Genomic DNA, 20,161 nt, shown 5'->3' on the forward strand with positions numbered 1-20,161 from the left:
AATTGTTTTATAATGGTTTGAATACAATATCTTCTAAGGAATTAGAAAGTAGTAAATAATACTTTTCAGCTAGCTTATGAGCAGGAACTTGTGCACCTTTTTTCAACCAAGTAAGTAAAAAAAAGGTTAACCCTCTGGAATAGTAATTAGCAATTTCAGAAGCTGTCAGAATTCCTTCAAAATTCATCTCTTCTATGTTTAGTACAGAAAAGAGTTCTTCGAATATCTTAAGAAGAAATTTATACATTATACTTTCAAAAGAGTTTTGTCCTTCTATTTTAACAGCCTTTATATAAAAATCCTTATTATTTTCGATTCTATTAAGTATAAAGAGAATGGTCTCATTATACATTTTGTTATCTATAAGGAGTGTTGCACCTTCAAATATATCTTTATAACAAATCCATTCTAATAATTCATATTTATCAGCAAAGTGGTTATAAAAAGAAGGTCTTATTAAGCTTGCTTCGTCAGTAATCATTTTTATAGTTATCTTATCAAAGGAATATTCAAGCATTAGTTTTTTAAAGCTGTCAGCTATTAGTGATTTAGTATCCTCTTTTTTAGATCTCATTATATAACCCTCACCCCTTTAAAGATTATTTTAAACTTATTGTATGATTCTAATAATTATATCATTCATATACTTTATGTCAATTAAGCCTTAAATATGCTAATAATCAGTGCTAGAAATAAAAAAACATCTAGGTAGAAATTAAAATTATCTACTCTAGATGATAGATTTAATAAATATAAATAAAAATAGAAGTTTTAATAGAAATTTATTTAATTTACATGCCCCAAGCCCACCCTAGCTAGATTTCACAAATTAGTACATGGTAGTTACAATTACAATCTATTTGTACTCATGTCACATTACTGGGCATAAAATGTAAAATTTGGATTCGAACCAATGGTATTGCCCCAGTACCGACCAATAGCCCAACTTACCTAGTTGGCAGGTTTATACTCACCTTTGAAAAATATAGCTATCCTATTTATTTAAATTATATCAACAGTCCAATTCATTCCTTGAATTTTAGTATCTAACTCCCTAAATTCCTTTGAAAGTTTATCAATTTGCTTTTGAGTGTCAGAAACATTTATTGTACTTAAAAATTTCACTTCTGATCTACTGAATCTATCATGTTTTATTGCAGCAGTATCGGCTAAAGTAGAAAGAATTAATCGTTTATCCAATAGTTGATCACGATAAGCTAAGGCATCTGCTAAGGTTTTTGTTTCATCAAACTGTATGGAACAATTGGTTTTATTAATTCTCTGGATTAATCTAGTAAGTTCATTCATAATGGCATTAATTTCTTCTAATAATATTTGTGGATCTTCAGATGGCTCTTCTCCTTCTTGAACCTTTACACAATTAAATAATCTTTTCTTTAGTTGTTCTATCTTTTTCTGATAATCAGCTCTTAAAATCAATGCCTCTGCTAGTTTCATAAACTAACCCCCTTTAAAAATCTATATCCAATAAACAAGTTGTAATAGTAGAATTCTATATAATATGTATTTAGTGTTTATATCAAGTTTAAAATATATCCATGCAAAAAACAATTCTTACTTTAAAATAATTTATATATCATAGGGCATATAAGTAACATATAGTTAATTAAATGTTGAATCACTAAATCATTTAGGGGTAAAACTAATGAATTCATATAAGAGATAGTATAAAAGCCTAGATAAAATTCAGGGTATAATATATAATTAACTAGGTAATTTTAAATTGAACGTATGCAATTTTACATTGGATTATGATGTTTATTGCATGCTTAGATGTACCCTTTCATTAAGAAGAGAAATTGTCTTATTGGTTAATTAGGTACCTCTAAGTTCAATGATCTAAAGGATATACACATAGATGGTCATATAAATATGAGAATATAACATTTTAAATATATGAATATGAAACAATATAACTATACAAAAAGTTAAAATTTTAAAATGTTAGCTAGGAAAATATGAAACATTTTAAAATTTTAAAATGTTATCTATGAAACTATATAACTTTATAAATAGTTGCTCTATTTATAAGGGTTTCATGGATATAATCCTTTAATAAGGGTGTCTGGAGTATTGAAATAGGCCATATAATAGCTATATAGTTAATTCTTTAATGATGATACAAGTTAAATTATCATTAAATAGAAACAAGTAAATGCAAATGATAAATATAGAAATTTTATTAGATAAGGAGATAGGCATGAGAAAGAGAAAAGAATATGAATTTATCATAGAAGGTACAGAATTCCCAGGAAAAGGGGTAGCTTTCTATGAAGGAGAAAAGGTAGCTATAAAAAATACTTTGCCAGGACAAAAGGTTAAGGCTAGAGTAACAAAGAAAAATTCCAATGGAGTAGAAGCTAAACTACTTGAAGTTTTAGAAGATGTAGATTATAAGGTAAAGCCAGCTTGTGACATCTTTGGAGTTTGTGGGGGATGTAGCCATGGAAATTTATCTTTAGATACACAACTTAAATTTAAAGAAGAGCAAGTTAAAGCTCTTTTAGATAATAAAGGGATAAAAGATTATGAATACCTAGGCATAGAAAGTAGTCCTCTTCACTATGAGTATAGAAATAAGATGGAATTTACCTTTGGAGACTTTGAAAAGGGGGGAGAACTAACCCTTGGAATGCATGCCAAAGGAAAGAGCTTTTCCATAGTATCAGTACATAACTGTCAAATAGTAGATGAAGATTTTAGAGCCATAATAAGTGCCACTATAAATCACTTTAGGAAAGCTAACCTTCCTTACTATAGAATATTAAAACATGAAGGATTCCTAAGAAACTTAGTAGTAAGAAAGGCTATAAACACAGGAGAGATATTAGTAAACATAGTTACAACCACACAAGAACAGTATGACTTTACAGGTTTTGTAGATACTTTAAAAGCCTTAGACCTTAAAGGTGAAATCACTGGAATAATCCATACATTAAATGATTCTCTTTCAGATGTAGTGCAAGCAGATTCTATAGAAATACTATACGGAAGAGACCATATAATAGAAAATCTTCTAGGGTTAAAGTTCAAAATAAATCCCTTTGCCTTCTTCCAAACTAACACTAAAGGAGCAGAGAAGCTTTACTCTATAGTAAGAGATTTCATAGGGGAATCAGCAGATAAGGTAGTCTTTGACTTATACTGTGGTACAGGAACAATAGGTCAGATAGTAGCTCCAAAGGCAAAGAAGGTTGTAGGAATAGAGCTAATAGAAGAAGCTGTAGAAGCTGCAGAGGAAAATGCTAAAATGAACGGCTTAAATAACTGTGAATTCATAGCAGGAGATGTGGCAGTAACTATAAAAAATGTAACAGAAAAACCGGACATCATAATCCTTGACCCACCAAGACCGGGAGTACACCCAGTAGCACTAGATTACGTAATAAAATTTGATGCTAAAGAAATAATATACGTATCTTGTAACCCTAAAACACTAGCAGTAGACCTAGAGGTATTAGTTGCTAATGGATATAAGGTAGAAAAAGTTAAGATAATGGATATGTTCCCACACACACCACATGTCGAGGTCGTAACAAAGCTAACAAGGAAGTAAAACGACGAAGTTAGCTTTAATAGTTCGACCCGTGCAAGGCTTTCCCATGATGAGGAGTCTGAAAGACGAACTCAGAATGGTAGAAAGCTACTGCCGAGACTGTAAGCTGTTGAAGAAATAGGCATTGAAAGCTTAATGAAATCAAGTGAAGGGCAGATTGAATTTAGAGAGAAAGCCTACATTCCGTAGTTTGTCAGAGGAAGGTGTTCCTTTAAGTGAGAATCTAAATTTTATATTTAGTCCTTTGAACTTACTCATTCGAACACATGTGAGAAGGAGTTACATTAAAAAAACGATAAAAAGGGTTTAAGGAAATATAAATATGATTTGCCACCATGAATTTTATGTTGGTGGTAAATTATTTTTTTGAAATTATACTTTTCAGGATACTTTTTATGTTATAAAGGTAAGAAAATAATTTAAAATTAAAAATAAGGTAAACTTAAATTTTATAAAAATATTGGTTTGATCTAGGAGGTTCAAGTGTAGTCATATCAATGGCTTAAGGTTGGTGGAAGTATGGAATATTTGATTATATAAGATTTTATTAATAAGTTACATTAGATAAAATAAATACCCTATCAGGGGACGGTGAGTTAATGCTTGCCGTCCTTTCTTCTTTTGACCAAGAGGAAAGCAGAAATGCAAGTGAAAGTTTAAAATGGAGAGCCAAAAAGCAATTTGAACAAGGTGAAATAATGATTAATACAAAAAGGTTTTTAGGATATTACAAAGATGAATATGGAGATTTGGTTATAAGTACCAAAGAAGAAATAGTAAAGAGAATTCTTAAAGATTATCTTAGTGGAAAAGGTTCAAATAGAATAGCAAGGGAATTAAATGAAGAAAATATTCCTACTGTAGGCAATAAAACTTAGCACAATAGCACAATCATAGGAGTTTTAAAAAATGAAAAATATAAATGATACGCTATACTTCAGAAATACTATATACCAGAACATTTAAAGAAAATTTCAATTAGAAACAATGAAGCCATAGATAGTTATTATATAGAAGAAAATCATTCACCTATTATTTCAAAAAATATGTGGGAAAAGGTTCAAGTGGAGCATTGAAATTCTCCGCTTTACGACGTGAGGTTAAAGTTGTTGATGATGAGGGCATTGTGACCGAAGAAATCAAAGAACGTACATATGACCTTAAATCCAAAGGGCAAGGACATATGATACAGGTAAGTATTCCTGCTTCTGCTGGAGTGAAAAACTTTGACTATAATGTCGAAGTGTAACTAATCAATCCAGTAGCAGATACATTGACAACTGCAACCTTTCAAGGGGCAAATGTGGATTGGTACATCAAGGCTGATGATATTGTTTTGAAAAAGAAAAATTCGAATCAGCCAACGGAATCTAGTAAGAAATAAACAAAACAATACACACTTATTTTGATGAATCCGCTATAATGTTTGTTATATAAACATATTAATTAGGAGGTATCAAATGAATGACTTTTTAAATATTGAGATATGTAAAAAATTCAGAAAAGCTATCAATGAAACTGACATTTTTGTTTGCGATGAAGAGTATAAGGAACATTACAATCTCTTTTGTGCTGTAATGGATAGAGTTGATAGTAGCATTGCATATCTCAACAATAATGCAAATCTACCCAAGACAGAGGAATCTCTATTGGTTTTTATCATGTATTCATGTATGATTTTAGACGCAGTTAAACAATTACAAAAAGTTTTGGATCTTAAGAATAAATATTCCGACCCAAACAATGAAGAATCATATAAATTTTTTAAAAGTGTTTGTACTGGTTATCCATTAAATATTTCTCAAAAAGAATGTCCAACTGATGACAAGTTTTTTGAATATTTGCGTTCGCTTTCGATGGCACATCCGTTTGAGACAAGTAGACCAAAGTTTTTTAAAAAAGGCGAAATACAATATTCCCCTTGGGTTATCGCAAACAGTGAAATTATGAATTTAAGAGGTGTAAAAGATGGTATAGGTATTCGAATATATTCAAATAGATTTGATGAAATTCAAGATTTGTTTTTTTCTTTCAATCTTTTAAAAGCGTATATTAATTCTCGCTTTATCCTTATGGAAAGAGCTACAGAGAAAGTTTATCAAATCATTGCTGATAAAGAAAAAATCTGGGAAAAAGATAAAGTTCCTAAAGATTTGCCACCTATTGCTACTTTAGAAAAGATAGTAGAAATACTTAAAAAGCGTTATGAAGATACTTATATTGTAGAATGTGCGATAAAGTATCTTAGCTCTCCTCTAACTGAACCAGCCAATGAGGATATTGTTACATCATATCGGGAAGTCATAACTGACTTGATTCCTAATTTAATCGAAGCAGTTGAAAAATTAGATTATGAAAAGATGGCAATGACACTTGATAAAGTATTATATGCTCGACCTAGAAAGGTTCATGAAATGGCACATTATCAACTAGAAAAAATATTTGATTATCTTGATATTGGTTATGAACTTTCATCCAACTATGATTTGGGGTTACAACAAGCACGCAATTTTTCAGACCAATTAGCAAAAAAATGGGTCAAGATTAACACAGGTGAAATGAATGCAGATGAAATTAAACTACTAGTTCGTGTAGCATGTTACTTTGAAAAGAAGGAACAAGAACAATTTTAATATAAATATTGCTTAGAAAGGAGAAGTCGAAATTTTCAAATACAAAGGGAAACGAATCCGATCATGCAATAAAAACCTGCTCTACCACTCTGTATTAGGAGCAATTAGTATCATTTTCTTATTAGTGATGAAACCTTTTCATTTACACTCTATTATGCAGATTCAATTGGAATCCATCACTTTTGATGAAATTCTATCACAACTTAGAACACCATACTTTTTGGGTAGTGAATTCACTACCATTTTTGTATGTCTAATTATTTGAATCTTATATTACCGATACCGTATTGATTCCATAAAACAACTGGAACACTGCCAAAAACTAGCTCGTATGGTTCTTCAAAATGGCTGGTACAAAGTCGAAGAGACACAGTCAGAGGGATTTTTTAAAGACCTGCCCAGCTCTAAAACCAAAGTAAAGATCTGTCACTTTTCCAAGATGCACTACTATCTGAAAGATAGGCTTATCCATATCCATGTTGAAATCGCCATGGGAAAATATCAAGACCAGCTATTACAGCTTGAAAAGAAACTGGAAACTGGGCTTTACTGTGAACTAGTGGAAAAGACACTAAATGATTCCTATATTGAGTATATCCTACTATACGATACAATCGGCAATCGCATTAGTATTCGTGATGTGACGGAAGAAAATGGAGGCTTAAAATTAATTGAGTCGGTCTATTTGGAATACGATTCTCTACCACATATGTTGATTGCCGGCGGAACTGGCGGTGGGAAAACTTATTTTATTCTTACTATTATTGAAGCTATGCTTCATACTAATACAAATTTATATATTTTAGACCATAAAAACGTTGACTTGGAAGACTTGGAAACAGTTATGCCAAATGTCTATTCTAGCAAAGAAGATATGTTGTCCTGCATTGATAAATTCTATGAAGAAATGATAGCTCGTAGTGAAGAAATGAAACAGCACCAACCTTATTCCTATGAGCGTATCCTTAACTGGTTATGTCATCAAGTAGCACCGACACTAAAGGAAGCCAGCATTTTAGATGTGCTCAATGAAAGCAATGTCATACCAGAAATTATTCGTGAAGCCAAGATGACGGACAAACATGAAAAGCTGATTGAGCAACAAAACTTGTCTGCTAAAGATGAGAAGCCTGCTAACAGAAAAGATGTACGAGCTGGGATTCATTTGTGGTATTAAACTGGAAATCTATATTCAAGATACAGGCAAATACACTTCCCTCATCATTGAGTGGGAAAGGAAAGGCGGTGATAGGACCTATACTTATGATTTTTACAAACAAACATTTTATCCCCATTATCCAAACAAGATAACTGTTTATGTGGAGAATATGACAGCTGTCCAACTGATTGAACGTGTCGGAAGGTATTTTTATAACCGCAAGATATACCTTTCGGAGTTATCCAACAAAACAAAGAAAGCAATAACGACTTCTAAGCTGAAATAGAGGCCGTTTTTTCATGAAAGGAGAAATCAAATGATATGGATATTAATCAGACGTTTATTACTAGTTGGACTAGGCATTGCTATTGGAATTACTTTGATGTGTCTAATTCAAATAAGTAAATGTGCTGATGAAAAAATGAAACAAATTCAAAGGAGGAATGATGAATGAATTTTGGACAGAACTTATACAACTAGTTTTTAAGCAATGCACAATCCCTTGTGTTGCTGGCAATTGTCGTGATCGGTCTGTATTTGGGATCTAAGCATGAGCTTTCAAAGATCATTGCACTAATCGCCGTTCGTTGGTCTGGTATTCAATGCTGGAGGGGTGAAAGATGTATTACTAAATTTATTTAACAAAATTATTGGGGCATAGATGTTATTGTACAGCTTTCTGTGAGTTGTTATAATATAAGTATTTATTTAATAATTACAGAAGGGAATGAGATAAATGACCGACCATACCACTAAATTTTTACATGAGACATTTATGAGTCTTCTTGAAGAACAGCTAGAAGAAGCCAAAAGTCAAAAAGAAGCGGACGAGATAATTAAAAAATTTGGAGAAGTGGATTTAAATAGAATTTTTGTAAGTATGTATCACCAAATGGCTTATGATACTACTAAATATATGAGAGATACTATGTATGAACAAGTTATGCAATTTCGAGCTGATGAACAAGAATTTTTGGCAATTCAAGAGCAAAAATGGTATAAAGCATTTGTAACTTCTGAAGCAATGTATATCATGGTACTTGAAGCAACAGAATCATATATTGAGCATGTGAATAAATTGAGCCAAGAGGAACTAAAAAAACATCACTATACTTTTACAGCAATGCAACATATACACGGTCGAGCAATCCAACAATTTCTTGAAATTATTACATTAATGAAAAATGGATTTGCTGATGGTGCATATGCTAGATGGCGTTCTATGTATGAACTTACAATAATCGCTTCCTTTATCACTGAACATGGCGAAACAGTAGCTGAAGCATTTATTCAGTCTTCTGAAACAGAAGATCGCTATGAATGGGCAAGAGCTAGTGGGATTTTTCCAACTACGAAAAAGTATGTAAGTTTTAATGATATACAGAAACAGTGTGATATTAATTCTTCAGCTTGGAGACAGCAATATGATTTAGCTAATAAAACAGTACATGCTTCACCACAAGGAACTTTTGCTAGGTTAAGTAATATGGAAACAAGTAATATTATTCCTGTAGGAAGAAGCGATTATGGTATTACAACTCCTGCTGAACATTCAGCAATTTCTCTTGCACAAATCACTACTATGTTTTTCGCAATACATTCATCTGGTGATACAGTACTTGCAATGAAATATATTCATAATTGGCTTGATGTTATTCGAGAAACATATTTTAAAACGCATGATTTGGTTTTTCCAGATGATGAAAAGTTATGGGACAATAGTATGCCAAGCTATGAAGGTGAGGTCGTTGAGGAATTTGAATAAGTAAATATAGTATTTTGAAAACAGTAAATCAAAAAAGGATTTGCTGTTTTTTAAAACTTTAAAAGCAAGAAAGAAAGTGATATTTTAGATTGGAATGCAAGTTTATATTGCTAATCTAGGCAAATATAATGAGGGCGAGCTTGTGAGTGCATGGTTCCCACCTCACGTTGACTATAAAGAAATGGTAGGACGAATTTGTTTGAATGGTAAATATGAAGAATACGTTATACATGATTTTGAACTGTCTTTTGATGTGCACGAATATACGCAAATTACTGGAATTAATCGTTTGTGTGAAGTAGTGTTGGAATTAGAGGGTTCATCCCAAAAGCTGATGAGTATAAACCAAGCGAAAGAGTTATCTATAAAATGATACAGGAATACATTGAAAATAAATATGATTTTAAGGTACACTACTTATATTGCAGAGGTGAAAAGAGATTTAGGATTGCCTATGTATGACGCTCCTAATGCAGTAGAAGAATCTAAGAATCCAAGAAAACATGCAACGCCTGAAAAAGTGGAAGCATTTTTATGTAATTTAATTAATTGAATCTAATTGTATAAATAGTGTTTTTGATAGGCTTGTACCTGCAATCAATGCAAACACTATTGAAAGTATTGGTGGAGAAATTGTAACTGTAGCTTTAAGTATTGCTGGCTATATAATTGTATTATGTATAGTTGATTGTTCTAAAGGGTTTAGAAATAGTAAAAAGTAAGAAGAATTATGAGCATAATTCATATGGAATAAAGTTTAAAAATAGAATTAGATGCTGCTAAATCTTAAAAGATTTTTATACGAAATGAATAGCTGAATAGTTACTAAATAAAACTTTGGATGGTATTAAATTATAATAATTATGAATTAAATAAAGAGTTAAGAGGAGTGTATTAATATGCTTGATAAAGCAATCTTAATAGCCACAAAGTCACATCAAGGTCAAATTGATAAGGCAGGGCAGCCATATATTTTGCATCCCCTTAGAGTGATGTTTTCAAGAAAAAATGAAACGGAGAGAATATGTGCAGTGCTTCATGATGTAATTGAAGATACAGATATTACATTAGATTACTTAAGAAGTGAAGGCCTTAGTGAAGAGATACTTATTGCATTAGATGCTCTAACAAGAAGAGAGAGTGAAACTTATGATAAGTTTATAGATAGGATTATTAATAACAATATAGCTAGCCATGTAAAGTTAGCTGATTTATGTGATAATATGGATATTTTAAGAATTAAAAATCCTACAAAAAAGGATTATGAAAGAATAGAGAAATATGGCAAAGCTGCAGAGAGAATACTTTTTGCACTTGAAGAAGAAGGCGATAGGGAATTTATTAATACCAAAGAAATTGAAATAAATGGTTGTGTATTAGTTCAAGATAGTTGTTCAGAGAATGAGTTCTCGGATAAGTTTATTGACTTTGTAGAGAAAAATTACTGGTCATTTGGTGGAGGAATAAAAGGAGTGGAATATAATCATAAAGAATAGTGTAAGGTGAAATATGAAAAAATAAAGCTCCAAGGTATCATGTGCGAAGGGCATAAATCAGGGCGTTGTAAAAACATTTGTGTAAAGTGAATAAGAAGGCTAGATTCATCAAAAGAAAGTATTAGAATAATACTATTAATGTAGCTGCTTTAGATTTAAGAACATATTCTATATGGAGAAAAATGAATGGTATAAACAGCATGTAGTTGATAAGTATGGAAAATATAAAACAGATGAACTTGAGAAGATGATTAAGAATAAAGCTTCTGATAGGAAACAATATAGTAAATATAAAGAAGTTTTAGTAAAAGAGGCACCTAAGTCATCTACAGATTTTGGAGAATTAAAGTATAATAAGATTAGCGAGTATAAGAAGTTAAAAGAAGATTTTAATATTGTTAATTCTTACAAAGTAGATTTCGGAAAAATTACAACTAAAAAGATACTTGAATTAGATAAATTAGCGTTTGAAGCAAAGATAAGCAATCAAATTAGTAAATATAAAAAAACAAGACAATTTTGCTGTTTTAGAATATGACGGAAATATAGAGTTTGCTTCAAGTAAAATTTCAACAATAGAAGATAATGCTTATATTAAGTATAAAGAAGATAAGGATAAATTAGTTTAAGAACATTTATAACTAAAGAAATAGGTGAAATGGTGGACAGTGGAATAAATAAAGTATCAAGGTTCTATGATACAGAAATAAAGTTTTTGAGTTTTTAAATGATAAAATAAAAAGTAAAGATATTAAAGAAATATTTATGTTATCAGAAAGAGCTATGTGTGAAAGTTGTAGAGGTGTTGCAAAACAATTTATTGAAAAATATCCAAAAGTAAAGGTGAATATTGTTTCTGGAAAAACTTTTGATGGACGGAGAGGAAGGTAAAATTATGGAGTTAGAGTATTTTGAAGACATAAAAGGTGATTTTATAAATTCTTACAAAAATCATATAGAAAGAGATGGATTAAATCCTTTTGTTAATTGGTTTATATATGAAAATGATTTATATATTACAGATGAATATCCTGTGGAAAATGCATGTCATTACTTGGCTATTGGAGCATGTCTAGTATATAGTAATAAAATCAATAATTTAGACGAAGATATATTAGATAGAATTAAAGAGTCATATGAATTACTAATTAGTGGAGTATATGATAAGTATTTTACTGCAGAAGATAAGAAATATATCTATGAAGATATAAATACAATAATGAATAGCAATTTAATAAAATAAATACCTTATTAGGGGATGGTGAGCGTCCATCACATAATTGGAAAGGTTATTAAGGAAATAATGATTATGAATACAAATATTACAGAAAAAAGAGTTTTAGAAATAGTTGAAAGTTTCAACAAAAATAATAATTTAAAACTAAGTATAAAAGCTGATGTTCAATCAATAAATTTCCACAATCAATTTCATAGAGCTAGCAAAGATGTGTGGGTAGTAAAAATTAAAATTGATTTAATGGGATTTGAAGGAACAGATATTATAAATTTAGTTATTTCGGATAAAAATGAAACTGTAGATTATTGGTTAGACCAAAACGGCATTCCACAAATGTTTTATGTTAGCAATTACTAAGTAAAAATAGTAGGTGATTTTATTGTTTCCATTTTTGTTATATTATTGTATTGACAGGAAAGGTATTGTTTAGTTATGAATGAAAGAAGTTCGATATTGTTAGAATGTTTTAAAGAACAAGTTGATTATTTTGATATGATGACAACTACTAAAATTATATTTGAGTATAGATTGAAAAATGCAGGAGAATATTGTATCGGAGAAGATGATGGTTTTAGTGTTACCATATATAGTGATGGACATTTGATTTATAGGAAATATAAGACTGAAAATATTGAAGTTAAGTTAAAAAAGTTCATCTTACCTAAAAATACTATAAAACAAATATATAATATTATTAGAGATAGCAATATTAAAGAATTTCCAAAATCGTTATATAATGACTCATGTGATGGAAATTTTAATGAATTTATTTTTTATAATAAAAAGGTATCAGCATTGAATATAATAAATGAACAATATCAACCAGAACTATTAGATAAAGATTATTTAGAAGAATATGGTGAAAATTATTATTATGAGTGTCAAGTCATAAACTTATTCAATAAAGTAGTAAATGAATTATTAAAATCAGGATATAAGTTGAGTTTATACTCTTTTGGTAAAAAATTATTTTTTATAAGAATATTAATTTACATATTTCGCTAAATATAAATAATATTATCATGAGGAAATTATGATTTTTTATAATGGTAGGTGGAGTGGTAATGTGCCTTATGATTTTATTATATTAGAACAAAGAGAATTTTTAAGCCAAAGTATAGATTATTCATTAAACAAATTGTTATTTGAATTTTACATTTATGACGGGTGGCTTAGTAATATGACATATTTACACATGTTATATAATGAATCAATGCAAGAATATTATATAGTATTCACCTATTTTTGTGATAAGCAAAAACGGAAATTTATGGTGATAGCAAATGACAATGATTGTGATTTAATTAGAAAAACTATAGAAAAGGCAAAGATTAATAAAAAAGTTGAAATGGTACAAGGATTATTAGACGGGTTTACAGTTGGATTTATATTTAAAGAAAAGGATATATATGAATGGTGGATTATATGTCCTAAAGAATGGGGAACGATTAATAAAAGTTGCAAATATTTTGCTTAAATATTTACCTAATGATATAAAAGAGTGTTATGAGGGTTGAATTAATTAGGATTATAAGAGTGTACTAAATAAGGTATGCTCTTTTCTTATGATAAATTTTAAAGACTGGAGGTGAACCTATAGCACAAAGAGGAAGAAAATCAAAACCAACTGAAGTAAAGGAACCTGAGGGTAACCCAGGAAAAAGAGCACTAAATGAGTTTGAACCAAAGCCTTAAAAGAAAGTATCCAAGTGTCCTACTTGGCTTGATGCTGAAGCTAAAAAGGAGTGGAGAAGAGTTGCAAAGAAACTTGAGGAACTTGGAGTACTAACAGAAGTCGATATAGATTCTTTTGAAGGATATTGTGAAGCTTATGCACGTTGGAAAGAAGCTAAAGAATTCATATCAAAGCATGAAACAATTGTAAAAACACCAAGTGGATATTGGCAGCAAGTGCCACAGGTATCCATTGCTTAAACTTATCTTAAGATTATGATTAAGTTCTGTGAGCAGCTTGGATTAACACCTTCTTCAAGAAGTAGAATTGTAGCAGGTAAAGGTTCTAATGATTGTTTAGATCCTATGGAAATGATGCTAAGAGGAGAGATAAAATAATATTCGGTTAAGAAATATCAGCTGAATCAATTTATTTACAAATATTACATTGACAAACAAAAGATTATGTTATATATTTATAATATNNATATTATAAATATATAACATAAAAAACAAGGAGTGGTGAGATGAAAAGAGTACTAACTTTAAGAGAAAAAGCAGCATTTAGTAATGGTTTTCTGGGCATAATTTGGATAATTATGGGAATTGTGGGAATTATGGATATTTTTAAACGAAATACAATTTTAAATTTAGTAGTAGCTATTTTTTTAGTAGTAGCTTCAATTTTAGTGTTTGTACCCCATTTCATAAAAACAGAGCCAGAAGATGAAATGTCAGAGTATAACAATAATAAAGCTAAATCAAGAATATATGAGCTACTATCATTAGGAATTTTAATTTGTACATTAATATCTATTTTTAAAGGGATATGGGTAATTGATTTAAAAATAATATTACCATTTGTACTAGGTGGAGTTAATTTACTTGAATTTATCCTTTTTGTTGTTTATGAAAAGGTTGGTGTTTAGGATGCCAAGATTAAAGACTAAAATTCATGAATTGCGTAAAGAGTTTAATATGAAACAAGAAGAATTAGCAAAACTTGTAGGTGTTAGGAGGGAAACAATAGGACATTTAGAGAATGAACGATATAATCCCTCTTTAAAGCTAGGTATGGATATTGCTAGAGTTTTTGGCAAGTCGGTTGAAGAAGTCTTTGAATTTATAGAAGATGATGAATAAGATTAGATAATTTGCATCTTCTAAGGAATTAATGAAACTAACACTTGAACAGAAACTAGCACATGTAGGCAATCTAGTGTTTAGGTGAATGATGGATAATATATATGTTAAAACAGACCCAGCAGGAAATATAAAACTAGATAAAGAGAAAAGCACTGAGAAAATTGATGGAGCTGTGGCTTTGATAATGGCTTTAGATAGGGCTATTAGGAATCAAGGAAGTTGTGGAAGTATTTATGATGATAGAGGAATTTTGATACTATAATAGTTAATTAATTTATTCTATAATATGCCTAGAGGATATGGAGGAGAATATTATGGATAATAAATATTATAAAGTGTTTGGAATAAGGGCAAGTGGTGGACTTAAATTTACAATTAGGTGTAATATTATCATGAAAGAGTTATCTTATGAATTTAGAAGATATAGTGACAATGAACTAGTTCAAATTGCAATAAACTTAACAGATGATGATATAGAGTATATAAAACCATATATTAAGGTTAAAGATTTTGAGAGCTATAGAGGAAAAGAGAATAAGAATTCAATATTTATGTCATATTTAGATGGATGGACTATGGAGTTTGAAGGAATTACGGGTTTAGAAATACCAATTTTAAAGCTCTCTAGCGATGATTACGCGTTTAATATACAACCACCAGTTGAGAAATTGTATTTATTTTTGAGGAATGAATACTTTCGTAAGAATAAAAAGTATAAAAGCAATCATAGAGAATAGAAAATATATTGGTTAAGTAGGATATAGCATCTGATAATAACAGGTGCTTTTTTTACATCCATTTTTAGGAGGTAAACATAATGAAAATACCAATAATATCAAGATTATGGAGCCTAGAGTAGGTCCTAAGAATAGTTTTTGGGGGAGCACCTATAGCTTTTTCTTTGGTAGCACTACAAGTGGTAAAACAGTAAATGAAAAAATAGCAATGCAAACTACTGAAGTCTATGCTTGCGTTAGGATAGTTGCTGAAACAATAGTGTCATTACCACTTCACACATATAAATGCACTGAAACAGGTAAAGAGAAAGCCATTGAACATCCAATATATCATCTTATTGCAGATGAACCAAACCCTGAGATGACCTCATTTTGTTTAGAGAGACACTTATGGGTCATCTTTTATTATGTGGAAATGCATACTGGGCTTGGATTTGATGGTTTAATGCTGTACCTGAATAGCCAGTAGCAATAACATATTGTAAAGAATTCGAATACAAATTTAGGAAAAGTGAGGGATAATATATAATATATTTAAAAAATATTAGGGAAGTGAAGAAAATGGAGGGCAAGAATTTTTATGCTGGATATCTAAAAGCAATTTCATACATGGAAAAACCTAATGTTATAGTTAGAAATTTGGATTGTCTTGACTTTGATTATGATGGAGATATAGAAAGCAGTATAATAAAATACCTGGCTAATAGATATTATGATTTTGGTATGTCACCTGAAGTATGGGAGAAATATCCGGGCGATGGATTTAAAAAGGTTGTTGAGGAGACAGAGCTTCATATAGAAGTTGTAGAAAACTGGAAAGAAGAACTGCAAAATTTTTTAAATATTAGTTTACCTAATGTATATGGAAATAGAATTGGACAGCAAGATGGAGAAATTTTAAAAATAAATAATTTAAGTAAACTATTCATAATGGCTATGGAAGATGAAATTGATGAAGTTTCATGGCTAGATGAATATGCCAATTTAGATCAAAGTGAATTTGTTAAAGCGTATAGGTTTAATAGATATGACTATGATTTTATTTGTCACTGTTTTGCATGGACACTGATAGATACATTTATAATTGTAATTGGGAGTAAAGGATATATTATGTATTTTGGATTTGATGATTAATATTTGTGTTCTATGTAATTGGGAAGATGATGGACAGGATTATTTAGATGAAGATTTGATTAAGGGTGGTCCTAATGGGCATTATTCACTTACAGAAGCTAGAGATAATTTTAAAAAATATCTTATAATGTATTCACCAGATAGAGATATGAGAATAACTGGTTATGATACAAAAGAAGTAAAGACAACAAAAAAAGAACTTATTGAAGTATACAATGAAATTATGAAAGAAAAAAATAGTATTCAACTCGATAAAGCCTGGAATTTAGCATATAACTTAGAAGATAGGGTGCACAAAATTACATTAGAGAAGATAAGGAAATATGAAAATAATCTAAAAAGAAAATAGATAGTAGCACTTACAAGTAATTAGCTAAAGTAGGTGCTTTTTATTTTGAAATGAGCTGATTAATTACAAGGAATTATTTTAAATAAATGATATAATTGCTAATATATAATGTAGAATAGTAGTAAATTATGAAATATTATCAAATAGTATAAACGAAATTTAGGAGGCTTTATTATGAACGATAATTTGACAGTAACAGCAGATCTGATAAATGACAAGGTAAAATTTTCCGGAGTATCACGTTATAATAATGAGATAATTATTGATTCTGTGGATGGTGAGGGGTATACTCCACTTGAGCTATTTCTTATGAGTCTGGCAACCTGCAGTGGGATGACCTTAGTTTTATTGCTTAGGAAGATGAATAAGAATGTATCTGAATTAAAAGTAATTGCTTCAGGTGAAAGAAGAGCAACCTATCCGACATATTTTAAAAGTATACATTTAATATTTGAACTTTCATCAAAGGACGTACAGACCGATGAGATTGAAAGGACCATAAAACTAATGGAAGAATCGTTATGTCCTGTTTGGAACATGGTAAAAAGTAATGTTAACATAAGCTGTGAGTATAAGATAATATGCCAATAAAAATAGAAGACGATGTTAAAGAGAATGTAGTGAATGATTTGTAGATAACGTTAATTAAGAGATGTATGAAAACAGGGCGTAATATCAATTTTGAAATAATATGAATAAGAGCTGTCAAGTATGACAGCTCAATATAAAATTACACTAACCAGTAAGGTTCTGAATTAGTGTAGCAAAGATAAATTCATGCACACGACTATTACCATTTGGGATAGCTTGGCTAGAAATCCCAAGAAAATGATGGTTGTCGTGGGTACGACTGATATTTAGCAATTATTGCACTACCTAGATATTCGTATACATGAGATTGACATTTATATTTATAATCAGAGTTTTTATAATTCTTTTTATTATCTACTGTTCGTTTATACAGAGCAAGTCCCTCCTTTTTAAAACGGACAACTTGTCCACTAATTATACAATATGAAAAAGTAGTTAAAAAGTTACTATGTTAAGTAAGGTTCTAGAAAATAATTGGTAATTCAACTATAAGCAGAAATAACTAAGGGTATAGGGGTGTAGGATAACATCGTATCCATTGTTTTTTGAAAATTGAATAGTATGGTGTTGGAAATATAATCTACCCAAATTATCAAATGTGTGAATAAATATTTAGTATGATGTGATATAATCTTTATAAAATTAATTTTGCAGTGTATTACATTGTTGTGCAACTGTTTGATTAGATAAAATTATATAAAAAGAGAGAAGTTGAAGTCTTAGTAAAATGGTCACTATGTCAAGGACATTTTGAAAAAGACTATGTAGCTAAAAGCTGATTTCTATATTGGATAGGAGTCAGCTTTTTTAATACCCATTGATATCTGAAATTATTATAGTAATCCATATATTTATACTAAGTTGTCAGCAATCGAGCAAATAATTTGCTTTATTTTTAAAAATATAACAAAGGTTATTGGGTAAATATGAGATACTACTTGTAGATAATCTAGTAAATTGAAAAAATATTAAGATATTAAAAAGAATAATTCTAAGAAAGTAAAAGAAAATTGTATATTCTATATGTCTAATCTTCACAGAAGACTCCACTCAGTTAGGGAGTCATTTGATTCAAAAAATATAAAATAAATACAATAAAGGTATACAAAAAATTAATTTTTTTGTAACGAAACTGTTTTTTTATTGACTTAGTATTAGGAGGTGAAAATGTGAAAGATATTGAGGAGTACTATAAAATCTACGGAAAAAAGGTATATTTATATTTACGATCTATGGTACATGATGAGAATTTAGCAGAAGAACTAACACAGGAAACTTTTTACCAGGCTATGAAAACAATAGATAAATATCGCGGAGAGTGTAAACCTTCTGTATGGTTTTGTCAGATTGCTAAACATGTTTGGTATAGATACCTTGATAAGAATAAGAAGTATGAGATGGTTTCGATTGACGCATTGAATACAGATATAGCGGATCCATATGATTTAAGTTCTGAGGTTGTTAATCGATTTTGTAAGCTAGAATTTTATAAGAAACTGCGTAAATTTGATGAAAATATGAAAGAGATTGTTTATTTGCGAATTTCCAGTGATCTATCTTTTGCAGAAATAGGTGAAATAGTTGGAAAGTCACAGAATTGTGTAAGAGTAACATTTTACAGGGCAAAAAAGAAGTTAATGGAAGGAGACTAATAAAATGAAATTAGATTGTTATATAGTAAAAGATTTATTACCAAGTTATGTTGATAAATTGACAAGTGATGAAACATGTAAAAATATAGAAGAGCATTTGGAAGAGTGTGAAAGTTGTAATAAAGAATATGAACAGATGATCAAACCAATGCCTGTTTCAGATAAAGAGAAACAGGATAATACACAGGAAATGCATTATTTTAGAAAATGTAAGAAAAAGTATTCAACTATGGTTAAGTTATTGATTACAATAGCAGTTATTTGTGCATTGTTATTTGCAAGTCTGGTTATAACACTAACTTGGACATATCATCAACAGTATAATAATAATGCAGTAAGCAATTATTTATGTATAAGTATAGAAGAGAATGAAAGTATCGATTTTATCGGAGAGTATGATGATTATAGGATATATACCTACAAGTTAGAGGAAGCATATTTTACTGATTTTTTTGCAAATCGAATGGAAATAAAAGATGCGTTTGAAAAGGGGAAGATATCACTAAAGGATATGACGAAACATTTAGAATTAGTAAATACAGAAAATAATACTAAGATATATGAATTTGAAAATTATCAGATTATTTTTAGTCAAGATATATGTGTAATAGCACCTCTATCTATAGAAGGAAAAGATGTAATTCAAACTGTTAAAGAATATATATCAGATTAAGATTATTAAATATATTTTAGTGAAGATTGCTGCATAAAAGCAGCTATTATACTAGCGATTGAATATAGCTTATGCCATATAGTGTGTTTAGGAAAGCTGGAATAGAACAATATTAAGAAAATTTTGGAGTATTGTGAAGATATATTGAGATCTTAATTAGTCTTGTATGAATATTTCGGAAAATAATTCCTATTTGTATGGAAATGGCCCCAGGGTTTATCAATAATTATTTCTGCGTAATATTATCTAAGACTTGTCTACACACATGTTGAGGTGGTCACAAAACTTACGAAGAGCAAAGCGAATTAGTGAGTTTTAAGAGTGCCACCCATGCAAGG

The 20,161-nt window shown here is 29.9% G+C and carries 21 protein-coding genes and 11 pseudogenes; 29 read left to right on the forward strand and 3 right to left on the reverse strand.

The window, feature by feature from the left end:
• Positions 1 to 7: 7 nt before the first annotated feature.
• On the reverse strand, positions 8 to 574 hold the full coding sequence (locus tag B3W71_RS16530) for a TetR/AcrR family transcriptional regulator C-terminal domain-containing protein (protein ID WP_346890049.1): 567 nt from the start codon (positions 572 to 574) through the stop codon (positions 8 to 10).
• A 428-nt stretch (positions 575 to 1,002) separates the two neighbouring features.
• Positions 1,003 to 1,458, reverse strand: a complete 456-nt coding sequence (locus tag B3W71_RS16535) for a DIP1984 family protein (RefSeq protein WP_346890050.1) — start codon at positions 1,456 to 1,458, stop codon at positions 1,003 to 1,005.
• A 763-nt stretch (positions 1,459 to 2,221) separates the two neighbouring features.
• Between B3W71_RS16535 and rlmD the strand changes: the two genes are divergently transcribed.
• The 27 genes and pseudogenes from rlmD to B3W71_RS16670 all read left to right on the forward strand — a co-directional run bounded on the left by rlmD (position 2,222) and on the right by B3W71_RS16670 (position 17,498).
• Positions 2,222 to 3,577: a 23S rRNA (uracil(1939)-C(5))-methyltransferase RlmD gene (gene rlmD, locus B3W71_RS16540; protein WP_346890051.1), complete on the forward strand. Its 1,356-nt coding sequence runs from the start codon at positions 2,222 to 2,224 to the stop codon at positions 3,575 to 3,577.
• A 698-nt stretch (positions 3,578 to 4,275) separates the two neighbouring features.
• A pseudogene (locus tag B3W71_RS16545) lies at positions 4,276 to 4,653 on the forward strand (recombinase family protein).
• Positions 4,626 to 4,961: pseudogene (locus B3W71_RS16550) on the forward strand (YdcP family protein). The pseudogenes B3W71_RS16545 and B3W71_RS16550 overlap by 28 nt, the downstream one beginning before the upstream one ends.
• Before the next feature lie 76 nt (positions 4,962 to 5,037).
• Positions 5,038 to 6,210 (forward strand): hypothetical protein, encoded by a 1,173-nt coding sequence (locus B3W71_RS16555; RefSeq protein ID WP_346890052.1) that lies wholly within the window; start codon positions 5,038 to 5,040, stop codon positions 6,208 to 6,210.
• A gap of 31 nt (positions 6,211 to 6,241) precedes the next feature.
• Positions 6,242 to 7,387 (forward strand): annotated as a pseudogene (locus B3W71_RS16560) (FtsK/SpoIIIE domain-containing protein).
• Positions 7,332 to 7,655 (forward strand): hypothetical protein, encoded by a 324-nt coding sequence (locus B3W71_RS16565; RefSeq protein ID WP_346890053.1) that lies wholly within the window; start codon positions 7,332 to 7,334, stop codon positions 7,653 to 7,655. Before B3W71_RS16560 ends, B3W71_RS16565 begins: the two are co-directional and overlap by 56 nt.
• Positions 7,656 to 7,685: 30 nt before the next feature.
• Entirely contained in the window at positions 7,686 to 7,823 is a 138-nt protein-coding gene (locus tag B3W71_RS16570; protein ID WP_346890054.1) for a DUF3789 domain-containing protein, read from the forward strand.
• Positions 7,820 to 8,030: pseudogene (locus tag B3W71_RS16575) on the forward strand (hypothetical protein). The gene B3W71_RS16570 and the pseudogene B3W71_RS16575 overlap by 4 nt, the downstream one beginning before the upstream one ends.
• 114 nt (positions 8,031 to 8,144) lie before the next feature.
• Entirely contained in the window at positions 8,145 to 9,134 is a 990-nt protein-coding gene (locus B3W71_RS16580; RefSeq protein WP_346890055.1) for a DUF5677 domain-containing protein, read from the forward strand.
• 94 nt (positions 9,135 to 9,228) lie between these two features.
• Positions 9,229 to 9,474, forward strand: a pseudogene (locus B3W71_RS16585) (antirestriction protein ArdA); the annotation flags it as partial.
• 45 nt (positions 9,475 to 9,519) lie between these two features.
• Positions 9,520 to 9,687, forward strand: a complete 168-nt coding sequence (locus tag B3W71_RS16590; protein WP_346890057.1) for a hypothetical protein — start codon at positions 9,520 to 9,522, stop codon at positions 9,685 to 9,687.
• 346 nt (positions 9,688 to 10,033) lie between these two features.
• A pseudogene (locus B3W71_RS16595) lies at positions 10,034 to 10,453 on the forward strand (GTP pyrophosphokinase); the annotation flags it as partial.
• A 349-nt stretch (positions 10,454 to 10,802) separates the two neighbouring features.
• Complete coding sequence (locus B3W71_RS16600) at positions 10,803 to 11,168, forward strand: hypothetical protein (RefSeq protein ID WP_346890058.1); 366 nt, start codon at positions 10,803 to 10,805, stop codon at positions 11,166 to 11,168.
• A gap of 179 nt (positions 11,169 to 11,347) precedes the next feature.
• A pseudogene (locus tag B3W71_RS16605) lies at positions 11,348 to 11,521 on the forward strand (deaminase domain-containing protein); the annotation flags it as partial.
• A 4-nt stretch (positions 11,522 to 11,525) separates the two neighbouring features.
• Positions 11,526 to 11,873, forward strand: a complete 348-nt coding sequence (locus tag B3W71_RS16610; protein WP_346890059.1) for a hypothetical protein — start codon at positions 11,526 to 11,528, stop codon at positions 11,871 to 11,873.
• Positions 11,874 to 11,939: 66 nt separating this feature from the next.
• Positions 11,940 to 12,224 (forward strand): hypothetical protein, encoded by a 285-nt coding sequence (locus tag B3W71_RS16615; protein ID WP_346890060.1) that lies wholly within the window; start codon positions 11,940 to 11,942, stop codon positions 12,222 to 12,224.
• Between the two features lie 75 nt (positions 12,225 to 12,299).
• Positions 12,300 to 12,872: a hypothetical protein gene (locus B3W71_RS16620; RefSeq protein ID WP_346890061.1), complete on the forward strand. Its 573-nt coding sequence runs from the start codon at positions 12,300 to 12,302 to the stop codon at positions 12,870 to 12,872.
• A 28-nt stretch (positions 12,873 to 12,900) separates the two neighbouring features.
• On the forward strand, positions 12,901 to 13,344 hold the full coding sequence (locus B3W71_RS16625) for a hypothetical protein (protein ID WP_346890062.1): 444 nt from the start codon (positions 12,901 to 12,903) through the stop codon (positions 13,342 to 13,344).
• A 119-nt stretch (positions 13,345 to 13,463) separates the two neighbouring features.
• Positions 13,464 to 13,940 (forward strand): annotated as a pseudogene (locus B3W71_RS16630) (phage terminase small subunit P27 family).
• Positions 13,941 to 14,068: 128 nt separating this feature from the next.
• Complete coding sequence (locus B3W71_RS16635; protein WP_346890063.1) at positions 14,069 to 14,470, forward strand: hypothetical protein; 402 nt, start codon at positions 14,069 to 14,071, stop codon at positions 14,468 to 14,470.
• Position 14,471: 1 nt separating this feature from the next.
• A complete protein-coding gene (locus B3W71_RS16640; protein ID WP_346890064.1) occupies positions 14,472 to 14,684 on the forward strand; it encodes a helix-turn-helix transcriptional regulator in 213 nt (70 codons plus the stop codon).
• A gap of 19 nt (positions 14,685 to 14,703) precedes the next feature.
• Positions 14,704 to 14,949, forward strand: a pseudogene (locus B3W71_RS16645) (terminase TerL endonuclease subunit); the annotation flags it as partial.
• A 52-nt stretch (positions 14,950 to 15,001) separates the two neighbouring features.
• Positions 15,002 to 15,424, forward strand: a complete 423-nt coding sequence (locus B3W71_RS16650) for a hypothetical protein (protein ID WP_346890065.1) — start codon at positions 15,002 to 15,004, stop codon at positions 15,422 to 15,424.
• Between the two features lie 80 nt (positions 15,425 to 15,504).
• A pseudogene (locus B3W71_RS16655) lies at positions 15,505 to 15,847 on the forward strand (phage portal protein); the annotation flags it as partial.
• Positions 15,848 to 15,985: 138 nt separating this feature from the next.
• Positions 15,986 to 16,558: a hypothetical protein gene (locus tag B3W71_RS16660; protein ID WP_346890066.1), complete on the forward strand. Its 573-nt coding sequence runs from the start codon at positions 15,986 to 15,988 to the stop codon at positions 16,556 to 16,558.
• Complete coding sequence (locus B3W71_RS16665) at positions 16,551 to 16,907, forward strand: CPCC family cysteine-rich protein (RefSeq protein ID WP_346890147.1); 357 nt, start codon at positions 16,551 to 16,553, stop codon at positions 16,905 to 16,907. Before B3W71_RS16660 ends, B3W71_RS16665 begins: the two co-directional genes overlap by 8 nt.
• 174 nt (positions 16,908 to 17,081) lie before the next feature.
• Positions 17,082 to 17,498: an OsmC family protein gene (locus B3W71_RS16670; protein ID WP_346890067.1), complete on the forward strand. Its 417-nt coding sequence runs from the start codon at positions 17,082 to 17,084 to the stop codon at positions 17,496 to 17,498.
• Between the two features lie 760 nt (positions 17,499 to 18,258).
• Here B3W71_RS16670 and B3W71_RS16675 read toward each other — a convergent pair.
• Positions 18,259 to 18,351 (reverse strand): annotated as a pseudogene (locus tag B3W71_RS16675) (IS3 family transposase); the annotation flags it as partial.
• 316 nt (positions 18,352 to 18,667) lie between these two features.
• Here B3W71_RS16675 and B3W71_RS16680 point away from each other — a divergent pair.
• Positions 18,668 to 19,150: a sigma-70 family RNA polymerase sigma factor gene (locus B3W71_RS16680; RefSeq protein WP_346890068.1), complete on the forward strand. Its 483-nt coding sequence runs from the start codon at positions 18,668 to 18,670 to the stop codon at positions 19,148 to 19,150.
• Positions 19,151 to 19,154: 4 nt separating this feature from the next.
• A complete protein-coding gene (locus B3W71_RS16685; protein WP_346890069.1) occupies positions 19,155 to 19,823 on the forward strand; it encodes a zf-HC2 domain-containing protein in 669 nt (222 codons plus the stop codon).
• Positions 19,824 to 20,161: the final 338 nt, after the last annotated feature.

It is taken from the genome of Clostridium sp. UBA1056 (assembly GCA_002316385.1).
In the GTDB taxonomy this organism is placed as follows: Bacteria; Bacillota; Clostridia; order Clostridiales; family Clostridiaceae; genus Clostridium_J.

Excerpts from the sequence above, each read along its gene's own strand:
- B3W71_RS16530 (WP_346890049.1), bottom strand. The coding sequence starts at position 574 with ATGAGATCTAAAAAAGAGGATACTAAATCACTAATAGCTGACAGCTTT.
- B3W71_RS16535 (WP_346890050.1), bottom strand. The coding sequence starts at position 1,458 with ATGAAACTAGCAGAGGCATTGATTTTAAGAGCTGATTATCAGAAAAAG.
- rlmD (WP_346890051.1), top strand. The coding sequence starts at position 2,222 with ATGAGAAAGAGAAAAGAATATGAATTTATCATAGAAGGTACAGAATTC.
- B3W71_RS16555 (WP_346890052.1), top strand. The coding sequence starts at position 5,038 with ATGAATGACTTTTTAAATATTGAGATATGTAAAAAATTCAGAAAAGCT.
- B3W71_RS16565 (WP_346890053.1), top strand. The coding sequence starts at position 7,332 with ATGAGAAGCCTGCTAACAGAAAAGATGTACGAGCTGGGATTCATTTGT.
- B3W71_RS16570 (WP_346890054.1), top strand. The coding sequence starts at position 7,686 with ATGATATGGATATTAATCAGACGTTTATTACTAGTTGGACTAGGCATT.
- B3W71_RS16580 (WP_346890055.1), top strand. The coding sequence starts at position 8,145 with ATGAGTCTTCTTGAAGAACAGCTAGAAGAAGCCAAAAGTCAAAAAGAA.
- B3W71_RS16600 (WP_346890058.1), top strand. The coding sequence starts at position 10,803 with ATGGAGAAAAATGAATGGTATAAACAGCATGTAGTTGATAAGTATGGA.
- B3W71_RS16610 (WP_346890059.1), top strand. The coding sequence starts at position 11,526 with ATGGAGTTAGAGTATTTTGAAGACATAAAAGGTGATTTTATAAATTCT.
- B3W71_RS16615 (WP_346890060.1), top strand. The coding sequence starts at position 11,940 with ATGAATACAAATATTACAGAAAAAAGAGTTTTAGAAATAGTTGAAAGT.
- B3W71_RS16620 (WP_346890061.1), top strand. The coding sequence starts at position 12,300 with ATGAATGAAAGAAGTTCGATATTGTTAGAATGTTTTAAAGAACAAGTT.
- B3W71_RS16625 (WP_346890062.1), top strand. The coding sequence starts at position 12,901 with ATGATTTTTTATAATGGTAGGTGGAGTGGTAATGTGCCTTATGATTTT.
- B3W71_RS16635 (WP_346890063.1), top strand. The coding sequence starts at position 14,069 with ATGAAAAGAGTACTAACTTTAAGAGAAAAAGCAGCATTTAGTAATGGT.
- B3W71_RS16640 (WP_346890064.1), top strand. The coding sequence starts at position 14,472 with ATGCCAAGATTAAAGACTAAAATTCATGAATTGCGTAAAGAGTTTAAT.
- B3W71_RS16650 (WP_346890065.1), top strand. The coding sequence starts at position 15,002 with ATGGATAATAAATATTATAAAGTGTTTGGAATAAGGGCAAGTGGTGGA.
- B3W71_RS16660 (WP_346890066.1), top strand. The coding sequence starts at position 15,986 with ATGGAGGGCAAGAATTTTTATGCTGGATATCTAAAAGCAATTTCATAC.
- B3W71_RS16665 (WP_346890147.1), top strand. The coding sequence starts at position 16,551 with ATGATTAATATTTGTGTTCTATGTAATTGGGAAGATGATGGACAGGAT.
- B3W71_RS16670 (WP_346890067.1), top strand. The coding sequence starts at position 17,082 with ATGAACGATAATTTGACAGTAACAGCAGATCTGATAAATGACAAGGTA.
- B3W71_RS16685 (WP_346890069.1), top strand. The coding sequence starts at position 19,155 with ATGAAATTAGATTGTTATATAGTAAAAGATTTATTACCAAGTTATGTT.